Source organism: Stenotrophomonas sp. AS012628 (assembly GCF_010608305.1).
Classification (GTDB): Bacteria; Pseudomonadota; Gammaproteobacteria; order Xanthomonadales; family Xanthomonadaceae; genus Stenotrophomonas; species Stenotrophomonas geniculata.
On the sequence record NZ_VMBJ01000005.1, the window covers coordinates 61,786 to 77,833 of the forward strand.

Sequence of the window (16,048 nt, forward strand, 5' to 3'; positions counted from 1 at the left end):
GGAACTACGGGTACAACACAAAAAGGAACGGCGGCGGATCAGTTGCGCTGACCGCCGAAGGACGTATCGAACTGGCTGTTGCCGGCAAAGGTTGCGATGCCGGTCACCGCACTGGCACCGGCGCCGAAGAACTGGCCGCTGCTGGTACCGATGATCGAACCATTGGCGATGGCCGAACCGCTGAACGCACCGGTGGCGCGATCCAGCGTGCCGCTCGCGGCGAGCCTGTATCCGGTCCCGACCAGGCCGGCGGTAACGGTGCCGGTATCGAAATTCGCCCGCAGTGCACCTTCCAGCACGCCGCTGCCATCAAAGCGGTTGATGCCAGCCAAGGTGTAGGTCACGATGCCTGCTGGCAGCGAAGTACCGGCACGGTCACCGACGAAGAACACCTGGCGGTGATTGAAGCCCGCCTGCGCGCCGCTGGATGACCATTCACCGAACCAGACATCTGCATTGCCCACCTGCACGAAGCTGAAGTGGCCCACGCCAGCGGTGGCGAACGGCAGGCCTGCGTCCGGGCCCAGCGTGCGGACCGTGGTTGCGCCACGCACCACCGTGGTGGCGTAGGGCACCAGGCTGGCCACGTCCACTCGCGCCGCGTTGGCATACGGCCCCAACGAAACGCCTGCGCGACCGGAACGGTGCGGACCGGCATTGAGTGTCGATTCGCCTGCGTTGATGTAATGGACGCCGTCCTGGGCCGGGCTCTGCCCGCCAGCGATGTCGGCAGCCATGACCGGCATGGAAGCCAGCAGGCCGATCGAAAGTACAAGGGTGCGGGGCTGTTTCACGGTTGATTCTCCCTGTCGAATACGGACTCAGAAGCGCGCGGTGATGCCAAGCTTGATCGTGCGGCCCGGTGCCGGAAGCGTTGAGCGTGTTGCCGGGTCGACGTAATAGCGGTTGCCGAGATTGCTGCCGACCAGCTCGACGCTGGCGTGCTGGTTGAAGCGCCAGCGGGCGTAGGCATCCACCGTGGTGATGTTTCCCCAGGTGAAGGGCACGTTTTGCCAGAGCAGGCTGCTGCCCCCGGCGATCAGGCGGTCGCGGTAGGCCTGCAGGTCCGGATTGTCGTGCCGCTGGTAGTGCACGATGCGGCTGCCCAGCTCCAGGCGCTCATCGAACAGGCGGGTGCCGAGTGACCAGTTCACCGACAGCTTCGGCGTGGCCTGGGTCAGCAGATAGCCGCTGACGAAGCCATCCTGGACGCAGTTGGGCACCCGCCCCTGGTCCGCATCCAGCCGTACCGCCGAGCTTTCATCGCAGACTTCGTTTTCAAGGATGCGGCTGATGCCCAGATCGGTGAAGAAGCGCCGGTTGTCGAAGCGCGCCTGCAGCTCGATGCCGCGGATGGTCTGCTTGTCGATGTTGTCGAACATGAAGTACGCATCACGCTCGATGACATTGCGGGTCTTGTGCACGTAATAGGCCAGCTTGACGTCGGCATCGGCGGTGTTGCCGAACAGCCCGGAAAGGTTGTGCACGTACCCCAGCTCGTAGTTGTAGGCATGCTCCGGCTTGAGTGGATACAGCGGATTGAGGCTGCTGGAGAACGCAATGGTGCTTTCGAACATGCTGGGGAAGCGCACCGCCTCGCTGTAGCGCAGATAGGCACGAGCGGCCGGCGAGAAACGCACCGTCGCCGAGAACGTCGGCAACCAGGCGTGATCGCGGTGCCGTTCGTTGCGCCCGGCCACCGACTGCATCGCCCCGCCCCCGATCCTGCAGCGGATGTCGGTGCCGAGGACCATCGGCAGCAGCCCGGGGATGGCGGCGACCTGGCCGTTGATGCAGGGATTGGTGGCTCGGCTGTAGTTGCCGTTTGCATCGGGCAACCAGGGAATGCCGTGCTGGACCTCCCTGGGTGTCTCGTACTTGCGCAGCAGGTCGGCCAGCGACTGATCGACGATCCAGCCCATGCCGATGCTGTCCCAGAATTCCCGCTCACTCTCGAGTGCGTCGATCTCGCCCTGCAGGCTGTCCGGCCGCGGTGGCAGTTCATTCACCCGGTACTGCGCTTCGCGCGGGACGATCGAGGTCGTCTGCAGTTCCGGGTGGGCCTGCAGGAAGTCGTCGAACGCCCAGTAACGGCTGTAACGCACGCCGGCATTGAGGGTCAGGAAGTCGACCGGACGCCATTCCAGCGTGAGGTAGCCCTCGCCCTCCTGGCGACGGCCGGCACGCGGGTACATGCGCCAGCCGTCGGACGGGCCGAAATACGGGTCACGCGAGCCGAGCTTCTCGTATTGCCAGTTGCCGCCCACGGTCAGGTCCAGGGTCGAATGCAGGGCGAAGCGGTTGCTCAGGGTCAGGCCGGTCCGGTCGTTGCTCGCATTTGCCAGCGCGGTGTTGCGCAGAATCGGGCTGGCGCCGGCATTCCAGTCCGGATTGCCCGGGGCGAAGTTCGGAAAGCCGCCTGCGGTGTAGGTATCGCTGTCCGTCTCTGTGCGCCACAGGTTGGCGTAGAGGTCCAGCCAGCGGCTGCCGGCCGGCTGGAAGCGGTACTCCAGGTTCCAGGCATCGGACGCAACCCGGCTGAGCGGCCACTGGATGCGCCCATAGTCCGGTGCCGACAGGATGCGCGACGGCATGATCTCGCCGTAGTGCGACAGCGTTCGCCGCCAGGTCGCCTTCAACTGCTGGTCATCGTTGATCTGCCAGCTGCCCTTGACCAGCCAGGACTCCTGTTCGCTGGAAGTATTGGGCACTTCATCGCCGGGCTTGAAATAGCGCGCCAGCGTGGTGATGTAGTCGATGCCCTGGTACTCGAACTGCTCGCGCCGGTCCTGGTCGTAGTAGGCGCTGCCCTGGGTCCCGGAGAAGTAGTTGCCGCGCTTGCGCCAGGCGTAGGCGGCCATCAGGTCGACGTTGTCGCCACGCACGCCCAGCGCCAGGCGCCAGGCCTGGTCCTCGCCATCGAGGGGGTTGTTGCCACTGCGCGACTTCACCGGCACTACCAGGGTGCGGTCGTCGTAGGGCGAGTTCGGCGAGCCCTGCGGGAACCCCGGCACGGTGCGGTAATCCTCGCCGGTGTGCAGCCGCGGCAGGCGTGGCGCCACCGCATTGCTGCTGCCTTCGATCTTCAGCTCGCCGCCGAAGCGCTCACCCGTTTCCACGATGTCATCGACGTCGATGGTCTTGATCACCAGCGCGCCACCGATCCCGCTGTGCACATCGCGCACCAGCCCTGGCCCCTTGATGACCTGGATGCCACCCATCAGGTTGGGATCGATGTAATTGCGGTTGCTGACGCCGTTGTAGCCGCGCCAGACCGTGAGCGCCTGTTCGCCACCGTCGATGCTGACCGGCACCCGCCCCGGCCCCTGGATGCCGCGGATGTTGATGTCCAGCGCGCCGCTGTTGCGCGCATCGCCACTGAACACACCGACCAGATCCTTTACCACGTCGGCCGGGTTGGAGCCGCGATAGCGCTCCACCCGGTCGCGCCCCGAATACGCCATGGTCAGGTCCAGCGCGAACACATCATCGTAGCCGCGCCGATCACGCGCCTCGCCCCCTTCCGACTGCAGGCGGCCGGCCACGTCCAGTGTTTTGGTCACGCGCACCCCGTCCCCCTCACCCGCCTCCGCTGCGGCCCGCAGGCTCCAGGTACCGTCCATGCCGCGCTGTGCACGCACGCCGCTGCCGCGCAACAGCTGCTGCAGTGCCTGCATCTGGCTGTACTCACCACTCACTGCACTGGAGCGGCGGCCCTCCACCAGGTCACTGCGGAACACCACCTGCACATTGGCCTGGCGGCCAAAGGCACGCACGGCGTCGGCCAGGGGCTGTTCCGGAATGGTGTACTGGCGCAACGGTGCGACGACCACCGGTTGCGCCTGCACGGCCGGCACCCAGGCCAGCGGCAGCAATGCGGTGGAGATGGCAAGAGCCAGGACGGTGGCGCGACGATGACAGGCGGATGCCGTGGACGGCATGGACAGGAACTCCTCAAGCGTGGCGGAACCACGGGCACATCCAGTGCCGGTGGCATGTCTGGCTTGAGGAGAAACGGTGTTTCGCTCTGGCTATACCTCTATAGACAGCAGGGCACAGCGAGTGCCCACGGTTTTTTCACGTTTTTTTTCCATGTGGGGCGCTGTGCGCTGTGCCGCAGGCACCTCACCACACCACCAGCGCTCCGCCGGGCAAGCGCTGCACACGCAGTCCTGCCTGCGCGGCCACCGCATTGATGGCGGTCTCCGATTGCTGCAGGTGGAACAGGCCACTGACCCGCACGCTCGCGCCCTGCCCGCCCAGTACCCAGACCGGGGCACGCCGGTAGCGCGCCAGGTCGGCGATGGCCTGCGCGGCCGGCTGATCGTCGATCACTACCTCGCCACGCCGCCACGGCGCCATGGTTGCGGTATCTTCCAGCTGCACCGGCTGCAGCCAGCGACCGTCACGGAACACACGTGCCTGCCCGGCATGCAGGCGCTGCACACTGCCATCACCCGGGCGCACATCGACCCCGCCCTCGCTGACCTGGGTCAGGACCGTGGTGTCCTGCATCGACACGCTGAAGGCCGTGCCGATGTCACGGATCTGGCCGCCCGCCGCCTCCACCTGGAACGGGCGCGCCTCGTGCGCTACCTGGAACCAGGCTTGGCCGCGCAGCAGACGAAGGTGGCGCTGCTGGCCATCGAATTCAATCGCCAGTGCGGTGCCGGCGTCGAGTACCGCGATGCTGCCGTCCTCCAACTGCACCATGCGCGGTGCATCGGTGCTGTGCAGGTCACTGCGTGCCAGCAGCAGCGCGTGCGGCGCAGCGGCAACCATCAGGACCACGGCGGCAGCACTGGCCAGCAGCCACGGCAGTCGGCGGCGTGGCGCGATCGGGCGCAGCCCCTGGCGGTCTTCGGTCAGTTCGGGCAGCGCGGCCAGCACCTCCGGCCCGGCGGCATCCAGCCCCCGCCAGAATGCCTGCTGCTGGCGCCAGGCCAGCACATGCTGCGGATCGGCCCGCAGCCAGCGCTGCAGGGTTCGTTGCTGGCGTTCCGGCAGCGGGCCTGCACTGCACCGGATCACCCAGCGCAACGCCTGCCTGGCCTGACGCGGCGAGGGTTCGGACGTGGTCATGGTTGTGGCCTGCCGCACCGCGAACGGGTGCGCTTTCCTGTTGTGACAACGGCGGGCGCGATCTGCCCACGGCAATCGCAGCTCATCGGCGTGTTCCCTGCTGGTGCTGCTGGATCAGCAGCGCCGCGCGCAGCACGTATTTGCCCACCACGCTCTTGGAGATGCCGAGGCGGGTGGCGATCTCGCGCTCACTCAGGCCCAGGTATCGATTGAGCACAAAGCACTCGCGCACCTGTGCCGGCAAGGCAAGGATGGTCTGGGTGATCTCGCGCAGCTGTGCCTGGTCCAGCGCCTGTGCCTCACCGTCGTGGCCTGCATCGGCCATGTCGGTGGCGTACGCGGCCATTGCGCGCCGCTCGCGGGCGTCGGACTGACTGCGGTTGAGCGCGTGGTGATAGGCCATCCGGTACAGATAGCCGCGCGGCTCCAGGATGGGCGGATCGCCGGGTACGCTGCTGGCCTTCAGGTACAGGTTCTGCAGCGTGTCCTCGGTACTGGCCGGGTCGAGATAGCGCGCGATGAAGCGAGACAACGCACGGCGCTCGCGGATCAGCAACTCGACCAGCGCCAGGGCATTGGGAGACATAGGTGCCAAGGCCGGACCGGGGAATGATGGGCGTGATGGCGACGGTCCGGACGTGGATTGTGGGCTGCCGGGCCGCAGGCGGCAAGCCGCCGCCGCCCACATCATCCATGCAGGGCAGATCCGAGCATGGCTCGACGCCACAGTGGGATTGGCCGAACATGACTCGGCCCTACAGACAACAGGAGATCCCGATGGCCTACGCACGCATTGTTTCGACCGCCGACAACTACCTGCACCACATCAGCAATGGCAGCTTCGATGTGGATGCGGACGAGCCCGCCTCGCTGGGTGGCCAGGGCAAGGGTTTCGCACCGTTCGACCTGTACCTGGCCTCGCTGGCGGCATGCACCGCCATCACCCTGCGCATGTACGCGCAGCGCAAGGGCTGGGAGCTGGGCGAATTCCATGCCGAGCTGCGCTCGGAACGTGACGCGGATGGACGCTTCCACGTGCACCGCGTGCTGCATGCCAGCGCCGAGCTGAGCGATGCACAGTGGCAGCGGTTGCTGGAGGTGGTGGAGAAGACCCCGGTTACGTTGGTGATGCGCGAAGGTGCACGCATCACCAGTGAGCGTGGGGCTGCAGCGTAATCCCATCCACGCCTGGCGTGGATCTACAGACGACGCTCGCCGGGCATGGCCCGGCGCTACCGGAGCGGCGCGGGGCCATCGGGTAGCGCCGGGCCATGCCCGGCGGCCACTCAGCGCCGTGAATGCAGCACGGTGCGCTGGCGCATCGCGTTGAATTCCTGCTCCACCTGCTGGATATCCTCGGCCTGGAACCCGGCCGCATCCAGCAGCTGGTCGGCGGCGGCCGCCGCCAGCGGATCATCGTCACGCTGGCGCCAGCAGCGCGCCGGCAGGAAATAGCCTACTTCGCTGCGCCCGCGCATGATCACCACAGGCCGGCCCGCATACAGCAGGAACTCGGCCAGGTGCTGGCGCAGCCCCTCCACTGAAACATAGGCCGGTCCCACACCCAGCATCTGGCTGGACGGTTCAGGACTCTCGAACAGCTTGCGACGGCTCATCCACTCCTCCTTTTGAACAACGCGTGGTCTCCCTTCCTTAGACGGGCGCATCGCTGCGCCCCCGCCACGCACGACGTGATCCGCATCACGCCCGCCACTCAGAACCCGGTATTGAACTCCAGCTGGAACACGTCGATCGACAACGGCGCACCGGACACTTCCTTGGCCGCCATCCACTTGCCGCTGATCCAGCTGCGCGCATCCAGCGCGTAGGCGCCGCCCACGTAGTAGCCACGGGCGTTGGTGCCGCCGAGGTGGAAGTTCGGGTCGTTGTACGCGTCCGGCAGCGCATCGGCCTCGATATGCTTGTAGCCCAGCAGCGCCTGCCACTGGCCCTTCTCCTTCAGGTCAGTGGCGCCGAAGGTGGCCTGCACCATCCAGGCGGTGTCGCCACTGCGGAAGGTATCGATGCTGGCGGCGCCACCGGCACCGTAGTTGTTGACGATGCCGTTGTTGGCGCGGCTGAACATGGCCTGCTTGTCGTAGGCCAGGTTGCGGATGTAGTCGCCATCCAGGCGCAGGCCGATGCCCTGGGCCAGCTGCGTATCCCAGCGCAGGTTGAGCGTGGCCAGGCGGAATGCCGAGGCCAGGCCGACATACTGCGGGGTCGGCGTGTTGGCCGGGTCCAGCGGATTGCGCGCGATGTCGCGGATCAACATCAGGGTATTGCCCTTCTGCATGAACGCTGGGCGCGACCAGTCGGTATCGCAGCCCACCGCGCCCGCATATAGCGCGCACGGCGAGGACAGGCGGCCGCTGATGTTCTTGAAATCGTAGTAGCCCAGTGCGGCACGCAGCGCATTGTCGTCGTTGAAGCGCCAGTTCATGCCGACCTGTGCACCGGACAGCCACTTGTTCTCGTTCGGGGTCTTGACCCGGCTCTGGCTGGGCGCGCTGTCGGAGGTGTACTCCAGCGGTACCACGGCCAGGTTGGCGAACAGGCCGAGGTCACCACCGTCAAAGTCATGCTGCAGGTTGGCGGCCAGGCCGTCGAAGTTCAGGTCGTTGGAGAACAGCGTGTCGCTGGTCCAGAACGGATTGCCGAAGCGGCCGCCGCGCACCGTCACCCAGTCGGCCGGGCTGTAGGCCAGCCAGGCCTGGTCCAGCCACACGTCCTTCTTGCTCAGGCCACCGCCCAGCTGCTCGGTGGTCGACACCGGGCCATTGCTGCTGCCGCTGGCCAGGCGCACGCCGGCCGTGGTGTGCTGGCCGATGGTGGCCTCGATGCCCAGGCGGGCGCGGATGCGCCACAGGTTGCGGCGGTCCTGGCGGGTGTTCAGCAGCGGCGGCAGCTGCAGGTTGGTGTTGGTGTTGGTGTCGAAGCCGTTGCCGGAATTGATCGACGACCAGTTGCTCACGATGTCGCTGTTGCGCTCGGAATAGAAGCGCGACTCGCTGCGCACGCGCATGTCACCGGTCACCTTGATGCGCTTGGTCCACTCAGCCACTTCGTTCGGTGCCGCCCAGCCCTCGGACCTGGCCTGCGCCATCACGTCCTGGCGTACTTCGTCACGAATGCCGTCGCGCACGCTCTGCGGCACGTAGGGCACGCGCACGTCGCCGGCCTCCAGGGCCACGCCACCGCTGGCGGCCGAAGGTGCGGTGGTCGTAGTGCGCGATGCGGCCGCTGCTTCAGCCTCGGCCTGCACCAGCAGTGCCTGGCCGTCTTCTGGCTTCAGCGCGCCGCTGGCGATCAGGCCCTTGATCAGCTTGACCATGGTGGTTTCTGCGGCCATCGCACCGGCCGGGGTGGCCAGGCTGAGCAGCACGGCGCAGCACAGCAGCGCCCGTCGGGCCGGCCGCGGGCGGCGGGAGTCGGTTCGTGCGCGGACGTGGTCGTTCATCACGGTTCTCATCGAAAGAAGGGAAATCACGGAGGTCGGGAATCAGGCCCCGGGCCGGCGGCCCTGGATCAGCACGCGGGCGGGGAAATCGAGCGACGGCGGCGGTGCCTGGTCGACCTTGCCGATGCGTCGCAGCGCATCGAGCACGGCCGCGTCGGCCTCCTCGTTGCCACTGCCACGCACCAGCTCGACCTTTTCCAGGCGGCCATCGTTGGACAGCCACACATTCACCTGCAGCTGGAACGCCAGGCGCTTGACCTTGTCGTCGCGCGAGATCGCCTGCTGCATCAGGTAGCCGAGATAGCGCCCATAGGTGGCATTGCCGGCGCCGCCACGGCCCACGCCGGATGAACCGCCGCCACTGCCGGACTGGATGCCGAAGTTGTCACCACCGGCCTGCGCATCGGCATTCATCGTCACCGGGTCGGCGTTGTCCGGGGTCGGCGTCGGCTCTTCCGCCGGCGTCGGTTGATCCAGCGGCTCCGGCTCGGGAATGGTCTCTTCCGGCGGCGTCTCCGGCTCCGGTGGCTTTTCCGGCGGCGGTGGCGGCGGCGGAGGGGGGGGCGGCAATGCCAGCATCGGCGGCTGCACCACCGGCCGGCGGGTGCTGGCGGTGTCCTTGAACAGCATCCACCACACGGCGATGCCGAGCACCAGCAAGGCGGCCAGTACCAGTGCAATGGTCACCAGCAACTGGCGACCGCGCATGCCGGGCTCCGGCCGAGGGGATTGATGGGCCGTCATGCCTCAGCCCTGCGCCTTGCCGGTGACCAGCCCGACCTGGGCCAGCTCCAGCCGCCGCAGCAGGTCCAGCACCTCGACCACGCGGGCGTACTGCACCTGCGCGTCACCGCGCACGATCACCGGGAAATCCGGCGTGGTCGCGCGCTCGGTGCGCAGGCGGTCTTCCAGCTCGGCCATCGTCACCGGATAGGCATCCAGGAACACCTGACCACTGGGGTCGATGGTGATCGCCTTGGTCTTCGGCTTCTCCAGTGCCACGCTGTTGCTGGCCTTCGGCAGGTTGACCTCGATGCCGGGGATGGAGGCGTTGCTGGTCAGGATGAAGATCACCAGCACCACCAGCAGCACGTCGACGAAGGGCGTTACGTTGATGCCCTTCTCGCGCTTCTTGATGCCGAACTTCGCCTTCTGGCCCATGGCGCGCCCCTCAGCCCTGGACCGCGGCCGGGCCGCGCCCGTCCTGCTCTTCGGCCAGGCGCGCGGCGAACTCGTCGATGAACACCGCCATGTCGGCGCCGATCGCCTCGGCACGTGCACCCAGGTAGTTGTAGCCGAACAGCGCCGGAATCGCGACGCCGAGGCCGGCTGCGGTACACAGCAGCGCCGCGGCCATGCCCGGTGCCACCGAATTGATGTCCACCGCGCCGGCCATCGCCGCCACCACGAACACCAGCATGATGCCGATCACGGTACCGAACAGCCCCACGTACGGCGCGCCTTCGATGGTGGTCGACAGCCAGTTCATGCGCCGTGCCATCGCTTCCTGCTCGCGCACCATCACCGCATCCATCGAGGCGCGGATCGCGGCGATGGTGGCGCCACTGAGGTAACCGCTGTTGCCATCGCGCTGGTGGCGCTGCTGCATTTCATCGATGGCCACCTGGTAGATCCGCCACAGCGAACCGTCGTGCATCGCGGTCGGCGCCTTGCCCTGGCGGTCCATGTCGGACAGGGTGCGCAGCGGCACGCCGGACAACTTGCCGAAGCTCTCGGTGAACACCGCGTTGGCCTTGCTGGTGCGGCCGAAGTGGCGCCCCTTGGCGATCATGATCGCCCACGACAGCAGCATCATCAGGCCGAGGATCGCCACCACCACCCAGGCGTCGAACGGCATTGCCTTGAGGATGAAGGCGAAGTGGCTCTGACCGGCGGACTGCTCGTCGGCACCGTAGCTGATCAGGCGCGAGTCGGCGCCCTGTGCGGTGGCATCGGCCAGCAGCAGTGCCGTCGGTCGTGCCACGCGAGAGATACGCAGCTCATCCAGTGCGCCCTCGAAATTGGCCAGCGGCTGCGCCGCGCCAGGAGCATCGGCGCCCACCACCGGGGCGGTGCCCAGCGCCGGCAATTCGCCGCTCAGCTGTGCGACCACGCGGCCATTGAGGTACAGCTGCAGAGCGCCCTTCTCCGCAGTCAGCGCCACATGCGCCCACTGCCCTTCCGGAATCGGCTGTGCCGGCGTGCTGCGATGGCCATTGAGCTGCACGAACGGCACCCGGTTCTCGATGCCCAGCACCAGTTCGGAAGCACCGTCACGACGGGCATAGATCGCCTGTGCGGCGTTGTTGCTGCCCGGCTTGATCCAGGCCGAGACGGTGAGCGGCGCGCCCGCCTCCTGCGCAAGCGATGCGCTGGCCGGCAGCGGCAGCGGGGCTGCGCCCAACTGAACGCCGCGGCCGATCACCGAGCCTTCCGACGGCGGCGCCACGGCCACGGCGTTGTTTCCATAGGCGGTGGTGTCGCGTGCCGGCGCATTGGCCTCGGCAAAGTGGTAGACCAGCGTGTAGTCCGGGTCGAACACCTGCTGGCCATTGCCGCTGGCCGGGGCCTTCTCGTTGCCGTAGTACATCCAGATCGTCTGCGGTGCTGCGGCGCTGACCGCCGGTACGTCCACCCAGACCAGGGCCAGGCCCAGCTTGGGATCGAACTGTTCGATCTGGTGGGCCAGCACGGTGCGGCCATCACCCGAGACGAAGCGCAGGTCGTTGCCCGCGTCCTGGGTGCCGTCGAAACCGAAGTTGCCGGTATGCAGGCGCAGCAGCAGCGGCGTGCGACCCGGGTCACCGGCCAGGCCCGCGCCCTGCGGGCCGGCGTCGACGGTGATCGGCTTGCGGTATTTCCATTCGGCCTGCCACCAATTGGCATCGGCCGCAGCGACCGGCAGCGCAACCAGCGCGGCCAGCAGCAACAACACTCGGGAAAGCAAACGGTCCATGCGAAGGGTCTCCGGAGAACGCATGTTCAAGGGAAGGGTCAGTAGCTGGTGCTGATGTTGAAATGCAGGCGCGGGTCGTCCTTGCGCGTGACCGGGCCATCGGCATAAGGCCAGGCGTAGTCCAGGCGCAGTTGCAGGTGTTCGCCGAGGCGCATCTGCGCGCCCAGGCCGACCGAGGCCAGGTTGTACTTGTCACGCTGCTCGGGCAGCGGCTGGCGCAGGCGCAGGTAGGCCGCGTCGGCAAAGCTGTAGACACGCAGGTCGGTGCCGCTCCACAGCGACCACGCCGGGGTGCGCCATTCCAGGCTGGCCAGGCCGCCGTAGTCGCCGATCGCCTCGGCCGACAGATAGCCGCGCACGGTGTACATGCCACCGGCGGCAAACTGCTCGGCCGACACCAGCGGCGCGTCGGTCACCTGCAGCAAGCCACGTGCGTACCACTGCCAGTCGTTGCCGAAGGTGTGGGTGTTGGCCACGTCGGCCTTGAAGGCCACGAAGCTCGGGTCGGCCCAATAGCGCTTCTGGCCGAAGGCGGTGGCGTCGCTGCCGTAGCCGAACAGGCGGCGGGTGCCGGCAACCAGCTGTGTGTTGATGCTCAGCTGATCCTGCTCGCCCTGGCGCACGCCCACGAAGGCCAGCGTGATAGGCGCGTACTTCAGCGGCGTCTTCAGGCTGTCCTTGCCCATCTGGGTATCTTCCTCGGTGTCCTTGAAATCCACACCAAGGCTGAGCTGGCGCCACCACTGACTGCTGCCGGCCAGTCGATAGTTGAGCTTGAGGCCGATCGAGTGACCGTTGCCGATCACGTTGGTACCGGTGCCGGTACCCACCTGCCCACCCGCGTTCAGCACGCGGCTGTCGGATTTGTAGCCGGACGCTTCCAGGCTCCACGGCGTGCCTTCGAACGGCATCGTGTACGAGGCCGAGAACACCTTGGCCTGTTTGGTGTCTTCCGGTGCCAGATACACGCCGATGTTGGCGCTGTGCCCGCGCTTCCACAGGTTGTCGTAGGCCAGCGATGCACTCAGGCGCAGCTTCTCGGTGTCGGCGCTGTGGTCATTGTTGAGTGACGCGCTGGCACGCCACGGCGACTTTTCTTCGACCTGCAGGTCCACATCCATCGTGCCCGGCACCTGGCCTTCGCGCACCAGCGGCATCACCTGGCGACGCCCGCCCTCATTCAGCGCGGTCAGTTCTTTCTGGGCCTGGTCGAAGTCCGGCACCTTGCCTTCCGCCAGCGCTGGTACGCGTTCGCGGATGCGCTCGGGCGATTCGTGCTTCGTTCCCACGACCCGCAGCTGGCCGATCGGTGTCTGCTGTACCTTCAGCAGCACTACGCCACCACTGACCTGCTGCTCGGGAAGCTCCACGTAGACCGACTGGTAGCCCGCCTGCTGGTACAGCGCATTGACTGCATCGCGTGCCTTCTCGACATCGGCCAGGGTCTTTCCCGGGCCGAGGAAGGGCTCGACCGCGCGCTCGATCTGGCGCGGATCGAGCACGGTATTGCCGCGCACGATGTATTCATTGATGTTCACGCTGGGCGCAGGCGCTGCCTCCTGCGCGAACAACGGCAGCGGCATCGCGGCCAGGGCCAGCACCAGGGGATGCAGGCGCAAGGGAAGGCGGACGGCTCGGCACGGAACAGGAGTCATCGAAGGCATCGCGTCGTATCGAAGGTAATGGCCATGGAGCGGCGCGTGGGTCTACCAACAGGACGTGCACGTCGCGTCAAAACCGCCAACAGTTTTATGACAGCACTGTCATCTTTTGACAGCGCCGCAACGCACGCAGGCGGACCCTGCCTTCGCCACACGTCTTCATTGCAGAACGTCGATTGCCGCGGGAAGTTCGAGATGCGTGAATCATTGATAATGGAGCTGCGCGCTGCCCTCACCCTTGCGTTGCTGCTGGTGTTGGCCCCGCTTCACGCCGACGAGGCGAAGAAGCAGGAAGGCGCCGCGCCCTGTATCGAAGTACAGGTCAATGGCGAGCGTATTCCGGCCTGGGACTGCCTGCAGCGCAAACTTGCGCCGGCATCGAAAACGGCGAAATCACCGGCGCTGCCGGAGGCCGAACGCCTGATGCGGCAGCCCGGCAACCAACTGATGCAGTACAACCTGGAAGGCACACGACAGCGCATGGGCGATGCCTTTGGCCGTTCGGTGGTACCGCAGCGTCCGGCTCGCTGAGCCAGCGCCTTTGTAGAGCCGAGCCCATGCTCGGCTGTCTTTGCATTCATCGGCGATGCCGCGCAGGAGCTGCCGAGCGTAGGCTCGGCTCTACAGTGCGGCCGGCACGATGCCATCGGTCGGCACCGGCGGCAGCTCAGGCACCGGCAGGCTGCGCGATTGCCCGGCCTGGTTCAGTTCCACCGCGCTGGCACTGATGCTGGCCAGCACCGTGCAAGGTCCGAGCCGTTGGCCGGGCGCATACGCTTCCGCCGGGCGTCCATCCACCGAGAGCAGGGCCAATGGCGCATGGTCACCGGCCATCACGCCCAGCACCACCACCTCGGTCTGCACTGCACCGGGGGACAGCAGCCGCACCAGCGGCAGGCTAGCCACTGCATCGAACATCGGCCGTACCGGCGCCACGGCCTTCGCCTCGCTGGCCGCGGCCGCTGGCGCCACGGCAGACAGGGTGACACCCCAATAGGCCACCACGGCCAGCAGCAGCGTCGCCGCCAGCAGGGTCAGTATGCGATTGCGATCCCAGCGCCTGCCATCCATGTTCCGCACCACCGCCACGTTCGTGTCCGCCCACGCTAGCAGCTGTGGCTGACGCTTTTGTTTCATCATGCCGGCCTACGCTGGCAGGTATCGACCCGGACAGGAGGCAACGTCGATGCAGCGCGTGCCGCGTGGTTTCACCCTGCTGGAACTGATGGTGGTGCTGGTGATCATCGGCATCTGCACGGCCGGAATCGGGCTGGGCCTGGGCAGCCTGCTCGACCCGGGCCGGCAGCTGCGGCAGGAAGCCGAGCGGTTGGCGCAGCGCCTGCAGGTGGCGCGCGATGAGGCGCGCATCGATGGCCGCCCCCTGCGTTGGGAGGCCGACGCCAACGGCTATCGTTTCAGCCGCCGCGAAGGCAGCGGTTGGGTGACCGTTGAACACGATGATCTGCTGCGTCCGCAGAAGTGGCAGGCAACGGGCATTGCGGTGCAGCCCGCCAACCCCATTGAGCTGAGCCCGGAGTGGATCGGTGTCGCCTGGGAGCTTGGATTGTCGCTGGAGGGTCGCAAACTGCGCCTTCGTGATGATGGCAGCGGACAGTTGCAGGTCGTGCAATGAAGCAGGCGGCGCGCGGATTCACCCTGATCGAAGTGCTGATCGCATTGGCGATCGTATCGATTGCACTGGCGGCGGTGATGCGCTCGGTGGCAGTGGCGACCGACGATCAGTCACGGCTGCGTGATCGTCGCCTGGCACTGTTGTGTGCGCAGGATCGCTGGCAGGAACTGCGCCTGAGCGGACAGGCACCGCAGGATGCCCGGCAACGCTGTGTGCAGGGGCGCAGCAGCTTCCTGGTGCTTCAGCATCTGGGCACGGGCAACGATGGCCAGCCGCAGGTGGAACTGAGTGTGGTTGCCGAGGACGCTCCTCGGCAGTCGCTGGCGCGGATGCAGTTGCCATGGACGGCGGCGCAATGAGGCGCGCCGTCCGCGGCTTCACCCTGATCGAGGTGATGATTGCGATCACCATCATGGGCGTACTGGCACTGATCTGCTGGCGGGCGCTCGACAGCGTGGCCAACAGCGACCAGCGCCTGCGCCAGGCCGATGCCGAGACCACGACGGCGCTGCGCGTGCTGCAGCAGTTCCAGCGTGATATCGAAATGCGCGCAGACGATGCGTTGATGAATGGTGCAGTGCGGCCGGCCGATCAACCGCAGCGGCTGCTGCCGCCTTCGCTGGTGAGCGAGCGGCATCCGGATGGGAGCTTCGCGCTGGAGATCACCCGCAGTGTCGGCAGCGATGGGCTGCGCTGGCAGCGGGTGCGCTGGTGGCGGCAGGGAAGTACGCTTTGGCGGGCCAGCGGCGCAGCGACGGATCGGTATCCCCTGCCGGCGCCGGATCTGTCGAAGGGCATTGCCGTGGCGCGCGAGGTACAGCGGTTCGAGGTGCGGGCCTGGCAGCCAGGAACGGGATGGGCCGTGTTGCCGAGCGAAGGCGAGGTAATGCCGGCCACCGGACTTGAACTGCGGTTGGGCCTGCGCGATGGGCGTGGGCCGCTGAGTTACCGGCGGGTGCTGGAGCTTTAGGATTCTTCCCAGGCAAGGCATCCACGCACGGCGTGGATCTACGGTGGGTGCCGACCGTGCCTTGGTGGGTGCCGACCGTTGGTCGGCATTGTTGTTGGCTCCGGAATCCGCGCATTGCATGGATCCCCCCGCCTGCCGCCGGGCACTCTCCTGCACCCGGCGGCGTTGTGTCGGTGGTCCTCACCGCTGATGGCCGCTCCCTGCCCTCCGTGCCGTCCTGGCTGGGGCCGCCACCGCTCCGTGGCGGCTGGCCCGATGCTGTCCGTTCTTCCGGCCCGATCGCATC

General features: G+C 66.9%; 16 protein-coding genes. 5 read left to right on the top strand and 11 right to left on the bottom strand.

What is annotated here, in order from left to right; all coding sequences use genetic code 11:
• Nucleotides 1–38: 38 nt before the first annotated feature.
• The 4 genes from G5A07_RS04305 to G5A07_RS04320 form a co-directional block, all read right to left on the bottom strand.
• Nucleotides 39–794: a Slam-dependent surface lipoprotein gene (locus tag G5A07_RS04305; protein WP_010485368.1), complete on the bottom strand. Its 756-nt coding sequence runs from the start codon at nt 792–794 to the stop codon at nt 39–41.
• A 27-nt stretch (nt 795–821) separates the two neighbouring features.
• The gene (locus G5A07_RS04310; protein ID WP_191862916.1) at nt 822–3,941 is read right to left on the bottom strand and encodes a TonB-dependent receptor; all 3,120 of its coding nucleotides are present in this window, start codon (nt 3,939–3,941) and stop codon (nt 822–824) included.
• Nucleotides 3,942–4,125: 184 nt separating this feature from the next.
• Nucleotides 4,126–5,082, bottom strand: a complete 957-nt coding sequence (locus G5A07_RS04315) for a FecR domain-containing protein (RefSeq protein ID WP_043396195.1) — start codon at nt 5,080–5,082, stop codon at nt 4,126–4,128.
• 82 nt (nt 5,083–5,164) lie between these two features.
• Nucleotides 5,165–5,668, bottom strand: a complete 504-nt coding sequence (locus tag G5A07_RS04320; RefSeq protein ID WP_191862917.1) for an RNA polymerase sigma factor — start codon at nt 5,666–5,668, stop codon at nt 5,165–5,167.
• A 191-nt stretch (nt 5,669–5,859) separates the two neighbouring features.
• Here G5A07_RS04320 and G5A07_RS04325 point away from each other — a divergent pair, with 191 nt between their 5' ends.
• Entirely contained in the window at nt 5,860–6,258 is a 399-nt protein-coding gene (locus G5A07_RS04325) for an OsmC family protein (protein WP_049480979.1), read from the top strand.
• 110 nt (nt 6,259–6,368) lie between these two features.
• On the opposite strand, the gene G5A07_RS04330 is transcribed toward G5A07_RS04325, so the two are convergent.
• The 6 genes from G5A07_RS04330 to G5A07_RS04355 all read right to left on the bottom strand — a co-directional run bounded on the left by G5A07_RS04330 (nt 6,369) and on the right by G5A07_RS04355 (nt 13,153).
• Nucleotides 6,369–6,698, bottom strand: a complete 330-nt coding sequence (locus G5A07_RS04330; RefSeq protein ID WP_005409871.1) for a hypothetical protein — start codon at nt 6,696–6,698, stop codon at nt 6,369–6,371.
• A 98-nt stretch (nt 6,699–6,796) separates the two neighbouring features.
• Nucleotides 6,797–8,542 carry a putative porin gene (locus G5A07_RS04335; RefSeq protein ID WP_053443144.1) on the bottom strand — a complete coding sequence of 582 codons (1,746 nt, stop codon included), beginning with the start codon at nt 8,540–8,542 and terminating at the stop codon, nt 6,797–6,799.
• A gap of 42 nt (nt 8,543–8,584) precedes the next feature.
• Complete coding sequence (locus tag G5A07_RS04340; RefSeq protein ID WP_191862918.1) at nt 8,585–9,250, bottom strand: cell envelope integrity protein TolA; 666 nt, start codon at nt 9,248–9,250, stop codon at nt 8,585–8,587.
• 39 nt (nt 9,251–9,289) lie between these two features.
• Entirely contained in the window at nt 9,290–9,703 is a 414-nt protein-coding gene (locus G5A07_RS04345) for a biopolymer transporter ExbD (RefSeq protein ID WP_005409874.1), read from the bottom strand.
• A 10-nt stretch (nt 9,704–9,713) separates the two neighbouring features.
• Nucleotides 9,714–11,498, bottom strand: coding sequence for a MotA/TolQ/ExbB proton channel family protein (locus G5A07_RS04350; RefSeq protein ID WP_191862919.1), 1,785 nt, complete (start codon nt 11,496–11,498; stop codon nt 9,714–9,716).
• Between the two features lie 38 nt (nt 11,499–11,536).
• Entirely contained in the window at nt 11,537–13,153 is a 1,617-nt protein-coding gene (locus G5A07_RS04355) for a ShlB/FhaC/HecB family hemolysin secretion/activation protein (RefSeq protein WP_191862920.1), read from the bottom strand.
• 201 nt (nt 13,154–13,354) lie between these two features.
• Here G5A07_RS04355 and G5A07_RS04360 point away from each other — a divergent pair, with 201 nt between their 5' ends.
• Nucleotides 13,355–13,690, top strand: a complete 336-nt coding sequence (locus G5A07_RS04360) for a hypothetical protein (protein ID WP_191862930.1) — start codon at nt 13,355–13,357, stop codon at nt 13,688–13,690.
• Nucleotides 13,691–13,780: 90 nt separating this feature from the next.
• Here the strand turns inward: G5A07_RS04360 and G5A07_RS04365 are convergent, their stop codons facing one another.
• Nucleotides 13,781–14,230 carry a general secretion pathway protein gene (locus G5A07_RS04365; protein ID WP_019659857.1) on the bottom strand — a complete coding sequence of 150 codons (450 nt, stop codon included), beginning with the start codon at nt 14,228–14,230 and terminating at the stop codon, nt 13,781–13,783.
• 115 nt (nt 14,231–14,345) lie between these two features.
• Between G5A07_RS04365 and gspH the strand changes: the two genes are divergently transcribed.
• From gspH to G5A07_RS04380, 3 genes are read left to right on the top strand one after another with little or no spacing between them, the layout of a single operon-like run.
• Entirely contained in the window at nt 14,346–14,792 is a 447-nt protein-coding gene (gene gspH / locus G5A07_RS04370) for a type II secretion system minor pseudopilin GspH (RefSeq protein ID WP_191862921.1), read from the top strand.
• Complete coding sequence (gene gspI / locus G5A07_RS04375; protein WP_010485344.1) at nt 14,789–15,151, top strand: type II secretion system minor pseudopilin GspI; 363 nt, start codon at nt 14,789–14,791, stop codon at nt 15,149–15,151. Before gspH ends, gspI begins: the two co-directional genes overlap by 4 nt.
• Nucleotides 15,148–15,762, top strand: a complete 615-nt coding sequence (locus tag G5A07_RS04380; RefSeq protein ID WP_019337766.1) for a prepilin-type N-terminal cleavage/methylation domain-containing protein — start codon at nt 15,148–15,150, stop codon at nt 15,760–15,762. The genes gspI and G5A07_RS04380 overlap by 4 nt, the downstream gene beginning before the upstream one ends.
• Nucleotides 15,763–16,048: the final 286 nt, after the last annotated feature.